We start from the raw sequence: 18829 nt of genomic DNA on the forward strand, positions 1-18829 counted from the left end.
TTAGGTAAGGTAACGAAGTACCGGCTGCTGGAGGAACGATCCGGCCGCACGCGAGGGGAAGGATCGGCCACTGACTGTCCACGAGCTCAATGAACTCCTGCTCATCTGCTCGCTCGTGCTGCTCATCGCTGTCGCGGCGGTGCGGATCTCGTCCCGGAGCGGGCTCCCCAGCCTGCTGCTGTATCTCGGGATCGGCGTCGCGATCGGGCAGGACGGGATCGGCAACGTCGCCTTCGACAACGCCGAGCTGACCCAGGTGATCGGCTATGCCGCACTTGTGGTGATCCTGGCCGAGGGTGGCCTGGGCACCAAGTGGAAGGAGATCAAACCCGCGTTGCCCGCGGCGGTCGTGCTGTCGACCGTCGGCGTCGCGGTGAGCGTGGGCGTCACGGCCGCGGCCGCCCACTACCTGGTCGGCCTGGACTGGCGCCAGGCGCTGATCATCGGCGCGGTCGTCTCCTCGACCGACGCCGCCGCCGTCTTCTCCGTGCTGCGCAAGGTGCCGCTGCCCTCGCGCGTGACCGGTGTCCTGGAGGCCGAGTCCGGCTTCAACGACGCCCCGGTCGTCATCCTCGTCGTCGCCTTCTCCACGGTCGGTCCGATCGACAGCTGGTACGTCCTGGTCGGCACGATCGCCATGGAGCTGGCCATCGGCGCCGCCGTCGGCCTCGGCGTCGGCTTCCTCGGCGCCTTCGGGCTGCGCCACATCGCCCTGCCCGCCTCCGGCCTGTACCCGATCGCCGTCATGGCCATCGCCGTCACGGCGTACGCGGCGGGCGCCCTGGCCCACGGCTCCGGCTTCCTCGCCGTCTATCTGGCCGCGATGGTCCTCGGCAACGCGAAGCTGCCGCACGCCCCCGCCAACCGCGGCTTCGCCGAGGGGCTCGGCTGGATCGCCCAGATCGGCATGTTCGTCCTGCTCGGCCTGCTGGTCACCCCGACCAAGCTGGGCGACGACTTCTGGCCCGCCGTCGTCATCGGCCTCGTCCTGACGGTGGTGGCGCGGCCCATGGAGGTCTGGGTCAGCCTGCTGCCGTTCCGCATCCCCTGGCAGGAGAAGGCCCTGATGTCCTGGGCCGGCCTGCGCGGAGCCGTCCCCATCATTCTCGCCACGATCCCGATGGTGTCCGGGATCGAGGGCAGCGAGCGGGTCTTCAACATCGTCTTCGTGCTCGTGGTCGTCTACACCCTCGTCCAGGGTCCGACGCTGCCCTGGCTGGCGAAGGCGCTGCGACTGGGCGGCTCCGACGAGGCCGCCGACCTGGGCGTCGAGTCGGCGCCGCTGGAGCGGCTGCGCGGACATCTGCTCTCCATCGCCATCCCGGAGGGCTCCAGGATGCACGGCGTGGAGGTCGCGGAGCTGCGCCTGCCGCCCGGGGCCGCCGTCACCCTCGTCGTACGCGACGAGAAGAGCTTCGTACCGGGCCCGGCGACCGTGCTGCGGTACAAGGACGAGCTCCTCGTCGTCGCGACCGACCCGGTGCGGGACGCCACCGAGCGGCGGCTGCGGGCCGTCGGACAGGGCGGAAAACTGGCCGGCTGGCTGGGTACGGCGGGCTCGACGGCCGTCTCCGAGCGGGGCCATCGGCAGCGGGCGCTGCCGCACATTCCGTTCGGAAAGAGAACGTCCGGTTAATCACAGGCGTAGTTTCGAACGGAAGGGCGTTTTCCCAGGCGGGAGGACGCCCTTCCCTGTACCATGAAGGCACACTTGATCGAACCAACTCTGCCTGACGCAGAGCTGGCGCGACCGTATGGCGGCCGAGACGCCCTCCGCAGTGAGGCCCGGTATCTACCGCAGTTCCGCGCATGAGGACAGCTCTCGGCAGCGCCCGCACCACCGTGCAGGGGCGCGCTACCAGGCGGCAGAAAGGCAAGGACCGTGGTGTCCACGGTCACTTCTGACACGCCTACGGCGCCCGGCACCTCGGGCACGCTCGGCACCTCGGGCACGCCTCGTACGGCCGGCACGACCGGCGCTTCGGGCTCGCACCGCACCTCGGGAACGTCCCGTACGGCCGGCGCATCCCGCACGGCCGGCGCGTCCGTCACGGAGCCGGGCAAGGCGGCCGGGAAGGCCGCCGCCAAGCGCGCCGGGTACGGACAGCTCCTCCGCACCCCCGGAGCGCTGTCCTTCCTGCTCCCCGGGTTCGCCGCCCGGCAGCCCTTCGCGATGCTGACGATCGGCATCGTCCTGCTCGTCCAGCACACCACCGGCTCGTACGGCAGCGCCGGCGCCGTCGCCGCCGTCACCGGCGTCTCGATGGCGCTGTTCGCCCCGCAGAGCGGCAAGCTCGCCGACCGCTTCGGCCAGCGCGCCGTCCTGGTCCCCGGGGTGCTGGTCCACTCCACCGCCGTCTCCCTGCTCGTGGTGCTCGCCCTGGCGGGCGCCCCGATGTGGGCCCTCTTCCTCGCCGCCGTACCGGCCGGCGCCTCCGTCCCGCAGGTCGGGCCCATGGTCCGTGCCCGCTGGGCGGCGAAGCTGGAGAACTCCCCGCTGATGCCGACGGCCGCGGCCTTCGAGTCGGTCACGGACGAGTTCACCTTCGTCGTCGGTCCCGTCCTCGCCACCGCGCTCTGCACCGGCGTGCACCCCGCTGCCGGTCTGATCGCCGAGGCGGCGCTCACGCTCTTCGGCGGCCTGTTCTTCGCCGCCCAGCGCAGCACCCAGCCCGCCCACGGCCTCGTCGCCGCCGCCGCCGGCGGTGAGGCGCGCGTCTCGGCCCTGTCGATCCCCGGCGTACGGGTTCTGGCCGTCGCCTTCCTGGGCATCGGCTCGGTCTTCGGCGGTATGCAGGTCTCGCTGACCGCGTTCTCCGAGGAGATCGGCAACCCCGGCGCCAACGGTCTGCTGTACGGGATCTTCGCCGCGGGCAACATGCTCGCGGGCATCGCGTGCGGCGCGATCGCCTGGAAGATCGGCCCGCGCAAGCGTCTGATCCTGGGCTACGCCGGACTGACCGTGGCGGCCTCGCTGCTCTGGTCGGCGCACTCCGTGGTGCTGCTCGGCGCGCTCGGCCTGATCGTGGGTCTGTGCATCGCCCCGGCCCTGATCACCGGCTACACCATCGTCGAGACCCTGGTCCCGGCCTCCGCCAGGACCGAGGCCTTCACCTGGCTCACCGGCGCCGTGGCGCTGGGGCAGGCGGCGGCCGTGACGGTCGCCGGCCGCCTCGCCGACGAGCACGGCGCGAGCACCGGATTCCTGGTGCCGCTGGCGGGCACGGCGCTCGCGCTGGCCACGCTCCTGGCGCTGCGCTCGCGGCTGACCCCCCGGGCGTCGGGCCGGGTCCGCGCACGTGGTATCGGTCACCGAGTGCCGGTGACGGTGGACTGATCCCGCGGAATACGTCACTATGGATCGTCGTTAGCACTCGATGAGTGTGAGTGCCAGGAGGAAGACAAGTGCCGACCTACCAGTACCAGTGCACCGAGTGCGGCGAGGGCCTCGAGGCGGTGCAGAAGTTCACCGATGACGCGCTGACCGAGTGCCCGAGCTGCGAGGGACGCCTGAAGAAGGTGTTCTCGGCGGTCGGCATCGTCTTCAAGGGTTCCGGCTTCTACCGGAACGACAGCCGCGGCTCGTCGAGCTCCAGCTCGCCCGCGTCGTCGTCGAAGTCCGCTTCGTCGTCGGCCTCCTCGTCGTCGGCGTCCTCGGACGCGAAGCCGGCGGCTTCGTCGAGCTCGTCGACGTCCTCGGCGTCGAGCGCGTCGAGCTCCACCTCGGCCGCCTGATCCGGGTCTCCCGACCCTTGTTCTCACGGAAGCCTCACCGCTGTGCGCGGTGGGGCTTCCGCCGTTTCTCGGGCCGATAATGTGACCGGCATGGCGACCAACGCTTTTGCGGACATCGGTGTGATCGGCGGCTCGGGCTTCTACTCCTTCCTGGAGGACGTGACGGAGGTGTCCGTCGACACCCCGTACGGCAGCCCCAGCGACCGCCTCTTCCTCGGCGAGGTCGCGGGACGGCGGGTCGCGTTCCTGCCCCGGCACGGCCGGAGCCATACGCTGCCACCGCACCGGATCAACTACCGCGCCAACCTGTGGGCGCTGCGCTCGGTGGGTGTACGGCAGGTGCTCGGGCCGTGCGCGGTGGGCGGCCTGCGGGAGGAGTACGGGCCCGGCACCCTCGTCGTACCGGACCAGCTGGTCGACCGTACGAAGTCGCGGACTCAGACGTACTTCGACGGGGAGCCGCTGCCTGAGGCCTGGGGCGGGGCGGTGCCGAACGTCGTGCACACGACCTTCGCCGACCCCTACTGCCCGGACGGGCGGCGGGTGGCCCTGAAGGCTGCGCGGGCGCACGGCTGGGAGCCGGTGGACGGCGGAACGATGGTCGTCGTCGAAGGGCCTCGGTTCTCCACGCGCGCGGAGTCGCGCTGGCACGCGGCGGCCGGCTGGTCGGTCGTGGGCATGACCGGGCACCCGGAGGCGATCCTCGCCCGCGAACTGGGCCTCTGCTACACCTCGCTCGCCCTCGTCACCGACCTGGACGCGGGCGCGGAGACGGGCGAGGGCGTCACCCACACCGAGGTCCTCCAGGTGTTCCGCGCGAACGTGGGGCGGCTGCGGGAGGTGCTCTTCGACGCGGTGGGCGCGCTGCCGGACACGGCGGACCGGGACTGCCTGTGCACGCACGCGCACGACGGCTGGGACCTGGGGATCGAGCTTCCCTGAAGCCGCGGTGTGAATCCCCCTGACGGGTGAGGGAGTTGTCCACAGGCGACGGGTGATCCACAGGCTTCGGCGGGAAGTTCGCGGAGGCGGGATGGTGGGAGCGGTTCTCCGGACGGCCGGAGGACGGTACGACTCCCTACTCCCCTCCGGACAGGCGGTGCCGCCATGACGACCCCGACTTCATCTGCCTCGACTCCCTCCCTTTCTGCCTCACCCACCTCGGACTCTCTTCCGTACCCCGGCCACTCCCCCGTGCCCGCGCCGTGCACGGTCCCGCCGTTCGAACCGTTGCGGGTGCGGGGAGGGCGGCAGCGGCTGCGACGGGCGCTGCGGCGCCGGCGCCGGGCCCCGGCGGCGATCCTCGCCATGAGCGCGGCCGCGCTGGCGGTCGCGGTGGCCGGCGGGGGCGAGGTCTCCGCGGAGCCGCCGACACCCGCGGCGGCCCGGGAGTCCCCGCGGGCGCCCGTGGTGCGCATGGTGTCCGCGCCGGTACGGATCGCCGACGCCGGCGCGGTACGGCTGCTGCGGCCCGGTGACCGGGTCGATGTGATCGCCGCGCCCCACGCGTCGATGGGCGGGGGTGGTGAGCCGCGCCTGGTGGCCGAGGGCGCCCGAGTGGACGAGGTGCCGCGCACGGGTGAGACTCGTGCGGACGGCGGGGCGTTGCTCGTACTCTCCGTTCCACGGTCGACGGCGACGGCTCTGGCGGGCGCGGGTGTCACGTCCCAACTGGCGGTGATCCTGTGCTGATTCGCACGGACTGCCTGTCAAGTAACCGTTCCGTGTGTACGGATTGGACGCCTCTGCGCCGTTCGCGGCCTAATGGCAGCGCTACGTGCACCAGCGACGAAAGGCGACCGGGTGACCCCGAAGAAGGAAAGCGTGATGGCGGGCTTCAAGGCCTTCCTCATGCGAGGCAACGTGATCGACCTCGCGGTGGCGGTCGTCATCGGTGCCGCGTTCACCAACATCGTGAACTCCGTGGTGAAGGGTGTCATCAACCCGCTGGTCGGCGCCTTCGGTACGAAGGACCTGGAGAGCTACCGGTCCTGCCTCAAGGGTCCGTGTGTCGTCGACGACGCGGGGAACGCGGTCTCCGGCATCCCGATCATGTGGGGCCTGGTGCTCAGCGCCGTCCTCAGCTTCCTGATCACGGCGGCCGTCGTCTATTTCCTGATGGTGCTTCCCATGGCGAAGTACCTGGCCAGGCGGGCCGCCCACGACAAGGCGAAGGAGAGCGTCCAGGAGACGCTGGAGATCAGCGAGCTGGAGGTCCTGAAGGAGATCCGGGACCTGCTCGTCGCCCAGCGCGGGCCGAGCACGGGAAGCGGTACGGGTACGGGAAGCGGTACGGGCCCGGGTGCGGGCTCCGGCGGGAGCGGTACGGGCGGTACCGGGTCGCACCCCACCCCCTAGCCGGCGACTCGCACCGGCGTCAGAGGTGGTGCGGCGGCTTCTCTTCGAGGAAGCGCGCAAGATCGGCGGCACTGTCGCCGCCACTCTGAGGCCGCTCTCCCCACCCGCGGTCCGTATCGTCCGCGGACTGCTGGTCCAGCGGATCATCGAAGATCAGCTTCGGCTTCGTGGTGTTCTCGGGGATCGACTGACTGCCGGGCTGCTTCGGGTCTCGCGGTCCGTGGGCGGGGGCGGTGCTCATCCCACCAGCCTACGCCGGGTGCGGGACGTCAGCGGTCCTTCGGGTCGAGCAGCCACAGGCCCAGGACGACGAGGAACGACAGGACGAGGAAGCCGGCCCCCCACCAGGCCGTGCCGGTGTCCCCGGCCATCCACTCGTCGACCACGATCGTCAGCCCCCAGAGCTGCCCGATGACGACCGTGAGGGCCAGGGCCAGGCGCGCGCTCAGCTTCGACGAGCGTTCGGGCTCCTGCTCCGTACCGGCACCGGGGCCCGGGCCCGTGTGGCGGACCCGGGGGTCGCCGTAGCCGCTGGTGGGCCGGATCTGCGGGTAGCGCTCGTGCACCGGCCGGTTCAGCCGGGGCTGCGCGCTCCCCGCGGTGTAGGCGGGGCGCGGCGGCGCCTCGGGCGGCGGGGCGGGACTCCCGTCGGGGGCGCCCGGGGCCCGGCCGGGGACCTCGGGGTCCCGGGGGAAGGGTGCGTCGGTCATGTGCGCTCGCTCCTCGTGACGGCCCCGCCCGCGGAGGCGCCCGGGCAGTTGAGGCGCTCGGCCAGGTCGGGGCGCTCGGCGCCGAGCTGCCGGCACAGGCTCTCCTGGACGCTCTCGCCGGAGCGGGTGGTGCCGACGGCCCAGACGCTGCCGTCGGCCTCCTCCACCAGGAGGACCTTCGGCAGCGCCCGCGGCGGCGGGCCCGCGGTCACCTCTCCCGTACGGGCGTCGAAGACCCCCTCGTGGCAGGGGCAGTACAGCTCACCCTCGGTGCCGCGGTCCTGCCGCCAGAGCACGGCGCAGGCGAGGTGGGTGCAGACGGCCGAGTAGCCGACGAGGGTGCCGTCCTCCAGGCGGACGGCGACCGCGCGGTCCGCCTGCTCGGGGTAGCGGAAGGCGAGGGACTCGCCGGGCAGCAGCTGGTCGGCGATCTTCTTCGGCTCGGGTGTCCCGTCGGTGTCGCCGTGGCGGTGCAGGATCCCGGAGGCGACGCCGATGCCGCCGATGGCCAGGCCGCCGGAGACGGTGGCGACGATCCGGAGGTAGTCGCGCCGGGTGGTGAGCGAGTCGGCGGCGATCCGGTCGTGCAGCGCCTCCTGGGCGGCGTCGGCCGCGTCCTGGCCGTCGGCGGGCGGCTGCTCGGTGACGCTCATCGGACCGCCTTCCCGTTGATCTCCACGACGGGGAGCCCGCCGGGGACCGGCCACTGGACCTTGTCGGCGGGGACGACCATCGCCACTCCGGTGGAGACGGTCGTCGAGCCGAAGGTGAAGGAGTCGGCGACCTGGACGCCGGGGCGTTCGCTCTGGAGCTCCTCGAGGGTTCCGTAGAAGAGGGCGCCGGTGGGGCAGACCGTGGCGCACATCGGGGCGAGTCCGTAGGCGGTGCGGTCGTAGCAGAGGTTGCACTTCATCTGCAGCTTCGCCTGGAGGTCGATCTTCGGGACGCCGAAGGGGCAGGCGTTGACGCAGTTGGCGCAGCCGATGCAACGGGTGGTGTCGGCCTGCTGCACCACACCGTCGGCGGTGACGAGGATGGCGTCGGCCGGGCAGACCTCGGCGCAGGGCGCGACCGGGTCCTCGCAGTGCATGCAGACCGTGGGAAGGGAGGCGACGGAGTGCCCCTCGTCGGGGTAGTCGAGGTGGATCATCGACTTGCCGCGGTGCGAGTCGCACTCGCGGCAGGCCGAGACGCACGCCTGGCAGCCGATGCAGCGCCCGGGGTCGATGAAGATCGTGCGGCCCATCATGAGCGGCGTCAGCTCCTCTCCGCGGTGCCACGGCCCTGCGGGGACGTGGGCGGCAGGGGATCGGTACGGGAGACCTGCGTCTCGGGGTAGGCGTGCTGCCCGGGGGCGGTCGGGGGTTCGGGCACCTCGTCGATCCGTTCCGCGGCCTCGATGCGTGCCGCGCAGACCTTGTACTCGGGGATCTTGGAGCGGGGGTCGAGGGCGTCGACGGTGAGGGCGTTGGCGGCGGTGGGGACCGGCCAGTGGTACGGCACGAAGACGGTGTCCGGGCGGATCGCCTCGGTGACCAGGGCGGGGAAGACCTCGCTGCCGCGGCGGGTGACGACGCGGACGGGTTCGCCGTTGCGGAAGCCGTGCGAGGGGTGGACCTCGACCCAGGGCCTCGGGGTCTGTTCGACGAGGGCGCCCAGGCGCCGGGTCTGGTTGCCGGAGAGGAAGTGGGCGACGGTGCGGCCGGTGGTGAGCGAGAGGGGGTACTCCTCGCTGTACGGGTCCATGGGCGGGTGCCATTCGACGACCTGCATGTGGATCTTGCCGTCCGGGTGGTAGGTCCTGCCGTCCTCGAAGAGGCGGGGGGTGCCCGGGTGGTCGGTGGAGGGGCAGGGCCACGCGATGCCGCCGGTCTCCTCCAGGCGTTCGTAGGTGATGCCGTAGTAGTCGTTGACCGTTCCGGCGGACGCGACGCGGAGCTCCTCGAACACGGACCGGGAGTCGGGGAAGTCGAACTTGTCCCCGGCGCCGAGGCGCCTGGCGAGTTCGCAGATCACCCAGGTGTCGGTGCGGACCCCGGCGGGCGGCTCCTGCGCCTTGTTGTGCTTGACGACCCGGGCCTCGGCGTTGGCCATCACGCCTTCGTCCTCGGCCCAGACGGTGACCGGGAAGACCACGTGCGCGTTGGCGGCGGTCTCCGACAGGAAGAAGTCGAACTGGGCGTGGAACTGGAGGGTGTCGTAGCCGTTCTTGACGGTCGCGTAGTTGGGGAGGGAGACGAAGGGGTTGTTGCAGATGCCGATCAGTCCGCGGATCTCCTCGCGCTGCATCTGCCAGACCATCTCCATCATGGAGGTTCCGGCGGGCGGGAGTTCGGACTCGTCGATGCCCCAGATCTCGCAGATCTGACGGCGGTGCTCGGGGTGGGTGATGGAGCGGCCGCCGGGCAGCAGGTCGGACTTCTGGCCGTGCTCCCGGCCGCCCTGACCGTTGCCCTGGCCGGTGATGGTGCCGTAGCCGGCGCCCGGCCTGCCGATGTTCCCGGTGGCGGTGCACAGGTTGATGATGGTCAGGCAGTTCTCGACGCCCTGGGAGTGGTGCTCGACGCCGCGGGCGTGCCAGGCCATGGCCCGCTCGGCGCCGGCGAACATCCGGGCCGTGCGCACGATCTGTTCCTCGGGCACGCCGCAGATCTCGGCGGAGCGGGACGGCGGGTACTCCTGGACGGTCCTCCTGACCTCGTCCCAGCCGGTGGTGTGTGCGGCGAGATAGGCCTCGTCGGTGAGGCCCTCGGCGACGACCACGTGCAGGACGGCGTTGAAGAACGCCGAGTCGGTGCCGGGCTTGAGGGCGACATGCAGGTCGGCGGTGCGGGCGATGGCCGTCTCGCGGGGGTCGACGACGATCAGGGACGCGCCGCGGTCCCGGGCTCCCCACAGGTACTGGGTCATCACGGGGAAGCACTCGCCGACGTTGGAGCCGGCGATGAGGAGGCAGTCGGTGAGGAGGATGTCGGAGAACGGGTTGCCGGCCCGGTCGATGCCGAAGGCCAGCTTGTTGGCTCCGGCGGCGGAGACCATGCACAGGCGCCCGTTGTAGTCGACGTGCCGGGACTTCAGGGCCACGCGGGCGAACTTGCCGACGAGGTAGGTCTTCTCGGAGTAGAGGCTGGCCCCGCCGAGCAGGCCGAAGGAGTCGTGGCCGTGCTCGGCCTGGATGCGGCGGATCTCGGCGACGGTGTGGTCGAGCGCCTCCTCCCAGCTCACCTCGCGGAACTCCTCGTCGCGGCTGCGGCGCATGAGCGGGGCGGTGAGCCGGTCGGGGTGGTTGACCTGCTGGTAGGCGTTGATGCCCTTGGGGCAGAGCCGCATCCGGTTGATGTCGTGGTTGCGGGGTTCGACGCCGAAGACCTTGCCCGCCTGGTCGACGCGCAGGTACATGCCGCACTGGACGCCGCAGAAGCAGCAGTGGGTGGGGACGAGCGTCTCGCCGTTCTGGTCGGCGTGCCAGCGGTCGGCGGGGATGCCGCCGGCGTCGCGGAAGTTACGGGTGCCGGGCGGGGCGATCGAGGGGTCGAGCGGAAGCTGGTGGTCGCGGCCCACGTGCTGCTGGGTCACTTGAAGCCCTTCTTGACGTGGGTCAGGTAGGCGTTGCCGCGCATCACGCGCTTGCAGCGGGGGCAGTACTCGGGCCCCTGGTCGAAGCCGAGCCTGAGGTCGCGCATGGTGCCCTGGAGGTTCTCGACGTAGGGGGCGGTGTCGATGGGCTCCTCGCAGCGGCGGCAGGCGAGGACCTCGTCGCCGTCCTTGCGCCGGGAGGTGTACTTGAAGAGCTGCATGCCGACGGCGGCGGGCCGCTGCACGATGTGGAAGAACTTCCCGAACGGGATGTAGATGAGGGTGAAGACCACCGACACCATGTGCAGGATCGCCAGGAACTCGTAACCGCCGCCGTGCAGGAAGATCGACGAGAAGGTGAGCAGGAGCCCGGTCACGGAGATGACGATGAGGGCGATCAACGGGACGAGGTCGTAGGCGAAGCGCTGGCCGGTGATGGCCCCGCGGTCCTTCATCCGGCGCCAGAGGAAGTAGGAGGCGCCGGGGATGACGAGGGCGGCGGCGATGTCGAGCCCGTGGAACATCAGCCAGCCGACGATGTTCAGGGAGTCGAAGCCGAGGACCTTGAAGCCCCAGATGCGCATCTCGTAGCCGGGCCCGGACCCGGTGGACGAGGTGAAGGTGAACCAGCCCCAGGTGAGCGGGAAGGTGATCAGGGCGGCCAGGACGCAGCCCCAGAAGATCAGCTGGTGTGCCGCCCAGCGGGCGTGGGACCGGGCGCCGAGGAACTTCTGGAAGCCGAGGTAGGTGGCGATCATCTTCGGCAGCGCGGTGGGCGCCCTGCGGAAGTTGGCGGCCGAGAAGAACGAGCGCCAGCCCTGCTTGAAGAGACGGCGCGCACCGGGCGCGGAGATCCAGACCGTGTAGCGGTAGGCCACGCCGAAGGCCAGGAAGACGGTGGCGACGGCGTACGGGAGGAGCGCCGAGTCGAAGTCGCGCAGCAGCCGGCTGCCGAGGACGATCGCGACGATCAGCAGCACGGAGACCGCGGTGCCGGCGAGCGCGGCGCGGCGGCGTACGTCGGCGGGTGTCTGGACGACGGGCGCGGGGCCCTGCGGTTGCTCGGTCACGGGTGGCTCGGTCACGCGCACACGCTAGGGCGATATGCCGGAATTCAACCTGTTTTGCGGGCCGGGCGGGTGAGCGTGTCGCTCAGATGGCGTTCAGGCCGTGGGCGCGGAAGACGGCACGGGCCTCGTCGAGCTGATGCGCTGTCGGCGAGGGGGTCTCGTGGAGCGTGAAGGGCATGGCGAGTGCTTGCCACTTCGCTTCGCCGAGCCGGTGGAAGGGGAGGATGTCGACGCGCGAGACATTGCCCAGCCCGGCGGCGAAGGAGGCGACTCCCTCGATGTCGGCGGGGTCGTCGGTCAGACCGGGGACGAGCACGAAGCGGACGTGGACCTCCTGGCCGAGGTCGGCGAGGCGGCGGGCGAAGTCCAGGGTCGGCCGCAGCGGGCGGCCGGTGACCTTCCTGTACGTCTCCGGCTCCCAGGCCTTGATGTCGAGGAGGACGAGGTCGGTGTCGCGCAGCAGGGCGTCGGTGGCGCGGGCGCCCAGGAAGCCGGAGGTGTCGAGCGCGGTGTGGAGTCCGAGCTCGTGCTTCATCCGGTGGAGCAGCTCCCCGGTAAAGACGGGCTGGAGGAGGGGTTCGCCGCCGGAGACGGTGGCCCCGCCTCCGGCGGCGGAGATGAAGCGGGTGTACTTCCGCGCTTCGGCGATCACGTCGTCGGCGGAGGTGCGCGTGCCGCTCCGCATCCGCCAGGTGTCGGGGTTGTGGCAGTAGAGGCAGGTCAGCGGGCAGCCGGAGAGGAAGGTGACGAAGCGGGTGCCGGGGCCGTCGACGCCGGTCGACAGGTCCCAGGAGTGCACCGAGCCCTCCGAGGGGCGGCGGGTGACCGCGGCGGCCGGTGTCACGGGCGCGGGCATGATCGTGGTCATGGCGGGACCTCTCCGTCCGGGGCTCCTACAGCGAGCCGTGGAAGGTGCGGTTGAGGACGTCCAGCTGCTGGTCGCGGGTGAGTCGGACGAAGTTGACCGCGTATCCGGAGACCCGGATGGTCAGCTGCGGGTGGTTCTCCGGGTGCTCCATGGCGTCCATCAGCACCTCCCTGTCGAGCACGTTGACGTTCATGTGGAAGCCGTCGCTCGTCATGTAGCCGTCGAGGACACCGGCCAGGTTCCTGATCCGCTCCTCCGGGGTCCGGCCCAGACCGTCGGGGGTGACGGTGCTGGTCAGCGAGATGCCGTCCTCGGCATCCTCGTACGGCAGCTTGGCGACCGACAGCGCCGAGGCCACCCAGCCATGGGTGTCGCGGCCGTTCATCGGGTTGGCGCCTGGGGAGAACGGCTCGCCGGCCCGGCGCCCGTCGGGGGTGTTGCCGGTCTTCTTCCCGTAGACGACGTTGGAGGTGATGGTCAGGACGGACTGGGTGTGCTCGGCGTCGCGGTAGGTCGGGTGCCTGCGCACCTTCCGCATGAACTCCTCGACCAGCCGGACCGCGATCTCGTCGGCACGGTCGTCGTTGTTGCCGTACGCCGGGTAGGCGCCCTCGATCAGGTAGTCGGTCGCGAGGCCGGTCTCGTCCCGCACCGGGGTGACCTTGGCGTACTTGACGGCGGCCAGCGAGTCGACGGCGACCGCCAGGCCGGCGATCCCGCAGGCCATGGTGCGGCGCACGTCGCGGTCGTGGAGCGCCATCTCGACGCGCTCGTAGGCGTACTTGTCGTGCATGTAGTGGATGACGTTCAGCGCGTGGACGTAGGTGGCGGCGAGCCACTCCATCTGCTCGTCGAACCGGGCCATCACCTCGTCGTAGTCCAGGACGTCGGAGGTGATCGCCCCGGTGGCCGGGCCGACCTGGACGCCGGACCTCTCGTCGCGACCGCCGTTGATCGCGTAGAGGAGGGTCTTGGCGAGGTTCACCCGGGCACCGAAGAACTGCATCTGCCGGCCGACGGGCATCGCCGAGACGCAGCAGGCGATGGCGGTGTCGTCCCCGAAGCGGGGCCGCATCAGCTCGTCCGACTCGTACTGCACGGACGAGGTGTCGATGGAGACCTTCGCGCAGAACTCCTTGAAGCCCTGGGGAAGGCGGGGCGACCAGAAGACGGTCATGTTGGGCTCGGGCGCCGGGCCGAGGTTGTAGAGGGTCTGGAGATAGCGGAAGGAGGTCCTGGTGACCAGCGGACGGCCGTCCTCGCCCCTGCCGGCGATGGACTCGGTGACCCAGGTCGGGTCTCCGGAGAACAGCTCGTCGTACTCGGGGGTGCGCAGGAAGCGGACGATGCGGAGCTTGATGATGAAGTCGTCGACGAGCTCCTGCGCCTGCTCCTCGGTGAGAAGTCCGGCCTCGATGTCGCGCTGGAGATAGACGTCCAGGAAGGTGGAGGTCCGCCCCAGCGACATCGCGGCGCCGTTCTGCTCCTTCACGGCGGCGAGATAGGCGAAGTACACCCACTGGACGGCCTCGCGGCCGGTCGTCGCGGGGCCCGAGACGTCGTGGCCGTAGGAGCGCGCCATCGCCTTCAGCTCGCCGAGCGCGCGGATCTGCTCGGCCAGCTCCTCCCGCAGTCGGATCGTCTCCTCCAGCGAACGGCCGCCGGCGGGGAGGGAGTCGAGCTCCGCCCTCTCCTCCCGCTTGACCGCGATCAACCGGTCGACCCCGTAGAGGGCGACACGGCGGTAGTCGCCGATGATGCGGCCGCGGCCGTACGCGTCGGGGAGCCCGGTGACGACGCCGGCCTTGCGGGCGGCGCGGATCTCGGGGGTGTAGGCGTCGAAGACACCGGCGTTGTGGGTCTTGCGGTACTCGGTGAAGACCTTCTCCAGCTCGGCCGAGACCGGGTAGCCGTAGGTCTCCAGGGCGCCGGCGACCATGCGCCAGCCGCCGTACGGCATGATCGCGCGCTTCAGCGGGGCGTCGGTCTGGAGGCCGACGATCAGGTCCTTGTCGCGGTCGATCCAGCCCGGGGCGTGGGCGGTGATGCTGGAGGGGATGTCGTACGCGACGTCGAGGACGCCCCTGGCGCGCTCCTCGGGGAAGCGGTCGGTGACGGCCTTCCACACCGAGGTGGTGCGCTCGGTGGGACCGGTGAGGAAGGAGCCGTCGCCCTCGTACGGCGTGTAGTTCTGCTGGATGAAGTCGCGGACGTCGACGGCGTCGCGCCAGAGTCCGCCCCGGAAGCCCTTCCAGGCCCGCTCGTTCACCGTTGCCTCAGCAGGGGTCGCCGTCATGGCCCGCACCGCCTTCTTCGATTCGTTCGATCGCGTCGTTGCCTGTCTCCATTGCACTCCTCCCGACCGGCCGCCCGGGTCGGCGATGGTCACCGGTCGACGGTCTTTGGTCCCGTTCCGGGCATGCGGAAAGACCCCGCCGGAGCGGGGTCTTCCGGGAGCTCGGTGACCTGTCGGAGAGCGCGGTGACCGTGCGGGACAGCACGGTCGGTACGCCGGTCAGCTGGGCGCCTCCGCGCCCTTGCGGGCGTAGAACCACCAGGTCACGACCGTGCAGCTGGCGTAGAAGGCGACGAATCCCCACATCGCGCTGGTCACGGCCACCGAGCCGAAGAGGGCCGGGATGAAGAAGAAGCCGTAGGCGGCGATCGCCGAGGTGAAGCCGGTGACCGCACCGGACTCCATCTCCGACTGCTTCAGCGCGCGTGCGTACTCCGGGGTGCCCTCCGTCAGCCCCGTCAGATGGGTGGCGCGGAAGATCACCGGGATCTGGCGGAAGGTCGAGCCGTTGCCGATGCCCGAGAAGAAGAACGCCGCCAGGAAGCAGAAGAAGAAACCGTAGAACCCGCCCGTGTCCGACCCCGACGGGAGGAAGGAGATGACGCCGATGATCGAGGCCGCCATGCCCACGAAGGACAGGATCGTCACCCGTGCGCCGCCCAGCTTGTCCGCGATCCAGCCGCCCGCCCACCGGGCCAGGGCGCCCACGGCCGGGCCCATCCAGGCGTAGGTGGCGACGGAGTAGTCCGGGAACGTGGTCTTGATCAGCATCGGCAGGGCGGCCGCGAAGCCGATGAAGGAGCCGAAGGTGCCGACGTACAGCCAGGTCATCAGCCAGTTGTGCTTGCGCTTGAAGATGATCTTCTGCCGGCTGAAGGGGGTGGAGGCGACCTTCAGGTCGTTCTGGCCGAACCAGGCCACCGCCGCGAGGACGAGCAGCACGGGGACCCAGATGAAGGCGGCGTTCTGCAGGTGGACCGTGGTTCCGTCGGCCCTGTGCTGGGCCGAGCCGATCGCGATCGTCGACCAGGTGATGACGATCGGCGTCAGCAGCTGCACCGCCGAGACGCCCAGGTTGCCCAGGCCCCCGTTGATACCGGTCGCGCTGCCCTTCTTCGCCTTCGGGAAGAAGAAGCCGATGTTCGCGAGCGAGGAGGCGAAGTTCGCGCCGCCGATGCCGCACAGGGCCGCGATGGCCACCATGACGACGTACGGGGTCGTCGGGTCCTGGATCGCGACGCCCAGCCAGATCAGCGGCACGATCAGCACGACGGTCGACAGCGCCGTGAAGCGGCGCTGACCGATCCTCGGGCCGAGGAAGGTGTAGAGGATCCGGGCGGTGCCGCCCGTCAGACCGGGAACGGCGGTCAGCCAGAACAGCTGCGAGGTGGAGAAGCCGAAGCCGACGTCCTGCAGGTTGGTGGCGGTGACGCTCCACACCTGCCAGACGACGAAGGCCACCAGGAGCGCCGGGACCGCGATCCACAGATTGCGGCTCGCGACGCGCTTCCCGATCGACTTCCAGAAGAGCTCGTTCTCCGGCTCCCAGTCGGTGATCGGCCGGCCCGGGCGGTACTGCTCCGCGTCGTACGAGGGTGCCGGCCCGCTCGTCGCCGCTCTGGTGTCCTGGAGTACGGAACTCATGGCGCTTCCCTGGGATCGGGGCTGTTCTTTGCCCTTCCAGGCTGCGTCCGCGCCCAGGGGCCGGGTCAGAGGCCATGGTCGTGATCCCGGCGGGCAGAGGTCCCGTCCCTCCCGGGCCCTAGGGACCCCGCGTGCCGAAGAAGCCGCCCCGGGCCCGGCTCTGATGTCCTGTGGCGCATGACGCAACCGTTCCTGCCCCTCGTCGCGCGATCCCGCGCCGAGGCGCACCGCGCCGCCACACCGCTCGAGCTCTTCTTCGACCTCTGCTTCGTCGTCGCCGTCGCCCAGGCCGGCGCCGAACTGGTGCACGCGGTCGCCGAGCACCACGCCGCCGACGGCATCGGCCACTACGCGATGGTCTTCTTCGCGATCTGGTGGGCCTGGATGAACTTCACCTGGTTCGCCTCCGCCTACGACAACGACGACGTCCTCTACCGCGTCGCCACCTTCGTCCAGATCGCCGGCGTCCTCATCCTCGCCGCCGGGATCTCCCGCGTCTTCGAGGACGACTTCCTCGTCGCGGTGCTCGGCTACGTGGTCATGCGGCTCGCCCTCTCGTTCCAGTGGCTGCGCGCCGCCCACCACGCGACGGACGCCGCCGAGCGGACGATGTGCCGCCGGTACGCGGCGGGGGTGATCCTCTGCCAGATCGGCTGGACCGCCCTCCTCTGGGGCCCCGAGTCCGCCCGCACCTGGATCTTCGTCGTCATGATCGTCGCCGAGCTGGCGGTCCCCGCGATCGCGGAGAAGGACACCAACACCCACTGGCACGCGCATCACATCGCCGAGCGTTACGGCCTCTTCACCATCATCGTGCTCGGCGAGACCGTCGCGGCCGCGACGGTCGCCGTGAAGACGGGGGTCAGCGAGTACGACGCCCTCGACGAGCTGCTCCCGATCGCCGCGGGCGGCCTGCTGATCGTCTACGCCGCCTGGTGGATCTACTTCGCCGCGCCCGCCCACGTCCGCCTGCGCTCCAACCGGCAGGGCTTCTTCTGGGGCTACGGCCACTACCTGATCTTCGCCTCCGCCGCGGCCATCGGCGCCGGGATCGAGATCGCCGTCGAGCAGGCGGTGGGCAAGGCCCACATCTCCACGCTCGCCGCCTCCTCCGCAGTGACGATCCCCACCGCGCTCTTCCTGCTCTCCGTGTGGGTGCTCCACGCCCGGTACTTCAAGGTCGGCATCGCACAGCAGCTCGTCCTGCCCGTCTCGTCGCTGGCGATCCTCATGTGCACGTTCGCCGGCCGCTGGGCCGTCCTGCTGGCCGGTCTCGCCGCGGCGGCGACCGTGGCGGTCGGGGTGACGCTGGCAGCGCGCAACCCCGTCTCGCGCGGGTCCGGCCCCGGTCACGGGCACGGCCCCGACCAGGGGCACTGATCGAACAGGCGTGGTACGCAGGCACCATGACGAACCATGACGCCATCACGGACGTGCCGGGGCTCCGGGTCGGCCACGCGCGCGTGGCCGGGCCGCGCGCCCTCAGCGGGACCACCGTCGTCCTCGCCCCCGAGGGCGGGGCCGTCGCCGGCGTGGACGTGCGCGGCGGCGGACCCGGCACACGGGAGACCGACGCCCTCGACCCCCGTAACGTCGTCCGGCGGATCGACGCCGTGGTCCTCACGGGCGGCAGCGCGTACGGGCTCGACTCCGCCGCCGGGGTGATGGCCTGGCTGGAGGAGCGGGGACGCGGGGTACGGGTGGGGCCCGAGCCCTCGCACGTGGTCCCGGTCGTCCCCGCCGCCTGCGTCTTCGACCTGGGCCGCGGCGGCGACTTCGCCGCCCGGCCGGACGCGTCCACGGGGCGTGCGGCGGTGGAGGCCGCCGCGGCCTCGGAGCTCCACGCGCGCGTGGCGACGGGTGCGGTCGGAGCGGGCACGGGCGCCGTCGTGGGCGGGCTCAAGGGCGGGGTCGGCACCGCGAGCACGGTCCTGGGGTCGGGGATCACGGTCGGCGCGCTGGTCGTCGTCAACGCGGTCGGCTCGGCGGTCGATCCGGGGACGGGCGCGCTGTACGGGGAGTACTTCCACGGCCGGCCCGCGTACCCGGAGCCGGCCGTCCACGAGGCCGCTCGCCTGCGCCTCGCCGAGGCACGGGCGAGGAACACGCCGCCGCCGCTCAACACCACCCTCGCGGTCGTCGCGACGGACGCCGCGCTGACCCGGGCGCAGGCGCAGAAGTTGGCCGGCACGGCGCACGACGGCATCGCACGCGCCGTCCGCCCGGTCCATCTCCTCAACGACGGCGACACCGTCTTCGCCCTCGCTACCGGTGGGCGCGAGCCGGACCCGGACGCCGGTCCGCTCGCACTCAACGAGATCCTGGCGGCCGGCGCCGACCTGGTGACCCGGGCGATCGTGCGGGCGGTCAGGGAGACCGCCGAGGGGGTGACGGGACCGGGCGGGGACTTCCCCGCGTACCGCGAGCTGTACGGACCCGCACCACTTGTCGACTCCCCGTCCAACAAAGGGAGTTGAGGCGACCTCCGACCCGCGTGCGGGAACTTCCCGCACGCCCCCGTCGTTTTGCCGAACCCCGGACACGATGTCGGACCCAGGGACTACGTTAAGCA

Annotated in this window: 16 protein-coding genes and 1 pseudogene; 8 read left to right on the forward strand and 9 right to left on the reverse strand. The window is 71.1% G+C overall.

All coding sequences use genetic code 11. From position 1 onward, the window contains the following. Positions 1–115 precede the first annotated feature (115 nt). From ACZ3IJ_RS18485 to mscL, 6 genes are all read left to right on the forward strand, one after another. Positions 116–1636, forward strand: coding sequence for a potassium/proton antiporter (locus tag ACZ3IJ_RS18485; protein ID WP_467469404.1), 1521 nt, complete (start codon positions 116–118; stop codon positions 1634–1636). A gap of 492 nt (positions 1637–2128) precedes the next feature. Beyond that, positions 2129–3337: an MFS transporter gene (locus tag ACZ3IJ_RS18490; protein ID WP_467469704.1), complete on the forward strand. Its 1209-nt coding sequence runs from the start codon at positions 2129–2131 to the stop codon at positions 3335–3337. Positions 3338–3405: 68 nt separating this feature from the next. Further along, positions 3406–3735, forward strand: a complete 330-nt coding sequence (locus ACZ3IJ_RS18495) for an FmdB family zinc ribbon protein (protein WP_467469406.1) — start codon at positions 3406–3408, stop codon at positions 3733–3735. 90 nt (positions 3736–3825) lie between these two features. Next, positions 3826–4677, forward strand: a complete 852-nt coding sequence (locus tag ACZ3IJ_RS18500; protein WP_391800931.1) for an S-methyl-5'-thioadenosine phosphorylase — start codon at positions 3826–3828, stop codon at positions 4675–4677. Between the two features lie 366 nt (positions 4678–5043). Further along, complete coding sequence (locus tag ACZ3IJ_RS18505) at positions 5044–5427, forward strand: hypothetical protein (protein WP_467469409.1); 384 nt, start codon at positions 5044–5046, stop codon at positions 5425–5427. Positions 5428–5538: 111 nt separating this feature from the next. Further along, positions 5539–6093 carry a large conductance mechanosensitive channel protein MscL gene (mscL, locus tag ACZ3IJ_RS18510; protein ID WP_467469411.1) on the forward strand — a complete coding sequence of 185 codons (555 nt, stop codon included), beginning with the start codon at positions 5539–5541 and terminating at the stop codon, positions 6091–6093. 19 nt (positions 6094–6112) lie between these two features. Here the strand turns inward: mscL and ACZ3IJ_RS18515 are convergent, their stop codons facing one another. The 9 genes and pseudogenes from ACZ3IJ_RS18515 to ACZ3IJ_RS18555 form a co-directional block, all read right to left on the reverse strand. Beyond that, entirely contained in the window at positions 6113–6334 is a 222-nt protein-coding gene (locus tag ACZ3IJ_RS18515; protein ID WP_467469413.1) for a hypothetical protein, read from the reverse strand. Between the two features lie 28 nt (positions 6335–6362). Continuing rightward, entirely contained in the window at positions 6363–6803 is a 441-nt protein-coding gene (locus ACZ3IJ_RS18520) for a hypothetical protein (protein ID WP_467469415.1), read from the reverse strand. Between the two features lie 26 nt (positions 6804–6829). Next, positions 6830–7456, reverse strand: a pseudogene (locus ACZ3IJ_RS18525) (Rieske (2Fe-2S) protein); the annotation flags it as partial. Further along, a complete protein-coding gene (locus ACZ3IJ_RS18530; RefSeq protein WP_352187176.1) occupies positions 7453–8052 on the reverse strand; it encodes a 4Fe-4S dicluster domain-containing protein in 600 nt (199 codons plus the stop codon). The gene ACZ3IJ_RS18530 and the pseudogene ACZ3IJ_RS18525, both read right to left, overlap by 4 nt. Before the next feature lie 8 nt (positions 8053–8060). Further along, entirely contained in the window at positions 8061–10379 is a 2319-nt protein-coding gene (locus ACZ3IJ_RS18535) for a molybdopterin oxidoreductase family protein (RefSeq protein WP_467469417.1), read from the reverse strand. After that, complete coding sequence (locus tag ACZ3IJ_RS18540) at positions 10376–11449, reverse strand: MFS transporter (protein ID WP_467469706.1); 1074 nt, start codon at positions 11447–11449, stop codon at positions 10376–10378. Before ACZ3IJ_RS18540 ends, ACZ3IJ_RS18535 begins: the two co-directional genes overlap by 4 nt. Positions 11450–11531: 82 nt before the next feature. Beyond that, the gene (gene pflA / locus ACZ3IJ_RS18545) at positions 11532–12317 is read right to left on the reverse strand and encodes a pyruvate formate-lyase-activating protein (protein WP_467469419.1); all 786 of its coding nucleotides are present in this window, start codon (positions 12315–12317) and stop codon (positions 11532–11534) included. Between the two features lie 25 nt (positions 12318–12342). Then, positions 12343–14613 (reverse strand): formate C-acetyltransferase, encoded by a 2271-nt coding sequence (gene pflB, locus ACZ3IJ_RS18550; RefSeq protein WP_467469421.1) that lies wholly within the window; start codon positions 14611–14613, stop codon positions 12343–12345. A 219-nt stretch (positions 14614–14832) separates the two neighbouring features. Next, entirely contained in the window at positions 14833–16257 is a 1425-nt protein-coding gene (locus ACZ3IJ_RS18555) for an MFS transporter (RefSeq protein ID WP_467469423.1), read from the reverse strand. Positions 16258–16434: 177 nt separating this feature from the next. On the opposite strand from ACZ3IJ_RS18555, the gene ACZ3IJ_RS18560 reads away from it, so the two are divergent. Both ACZ3IJ_RS18560 and ACZ3IJ_RS18565 read left to right on the forward strand, forming a co-directional pair. Continuing rightward, positions 16435–17637 carry a low temperature requirement protein A gene (locus tag ACZ3IJ_RS18560; protein WP_467469425.1) on the forward strand — a complete coding sequence of 401 codons (1203 nt, stop codon included), beginning with the start codon at positions 16435–16437 and terminating at the stop codon, positions 17635–17637. Positions 17638–17663: 26 nt separating this feature from the next. Further along, positions 17664–18734, forward strand: coding sequence for a P1 family peptidase (locus ACZ3IJ_RS18565; RefSeq protein WP_467469427.1), 1071 nt, complete (start codon positions 17664–17666; stop codon positions 18732–18734). Positions 18735–18829: the final 95 nt, after the last annotated feature.

The organism is Streptomyces sp. NPDC013317, from assembly GCF_055563155.1.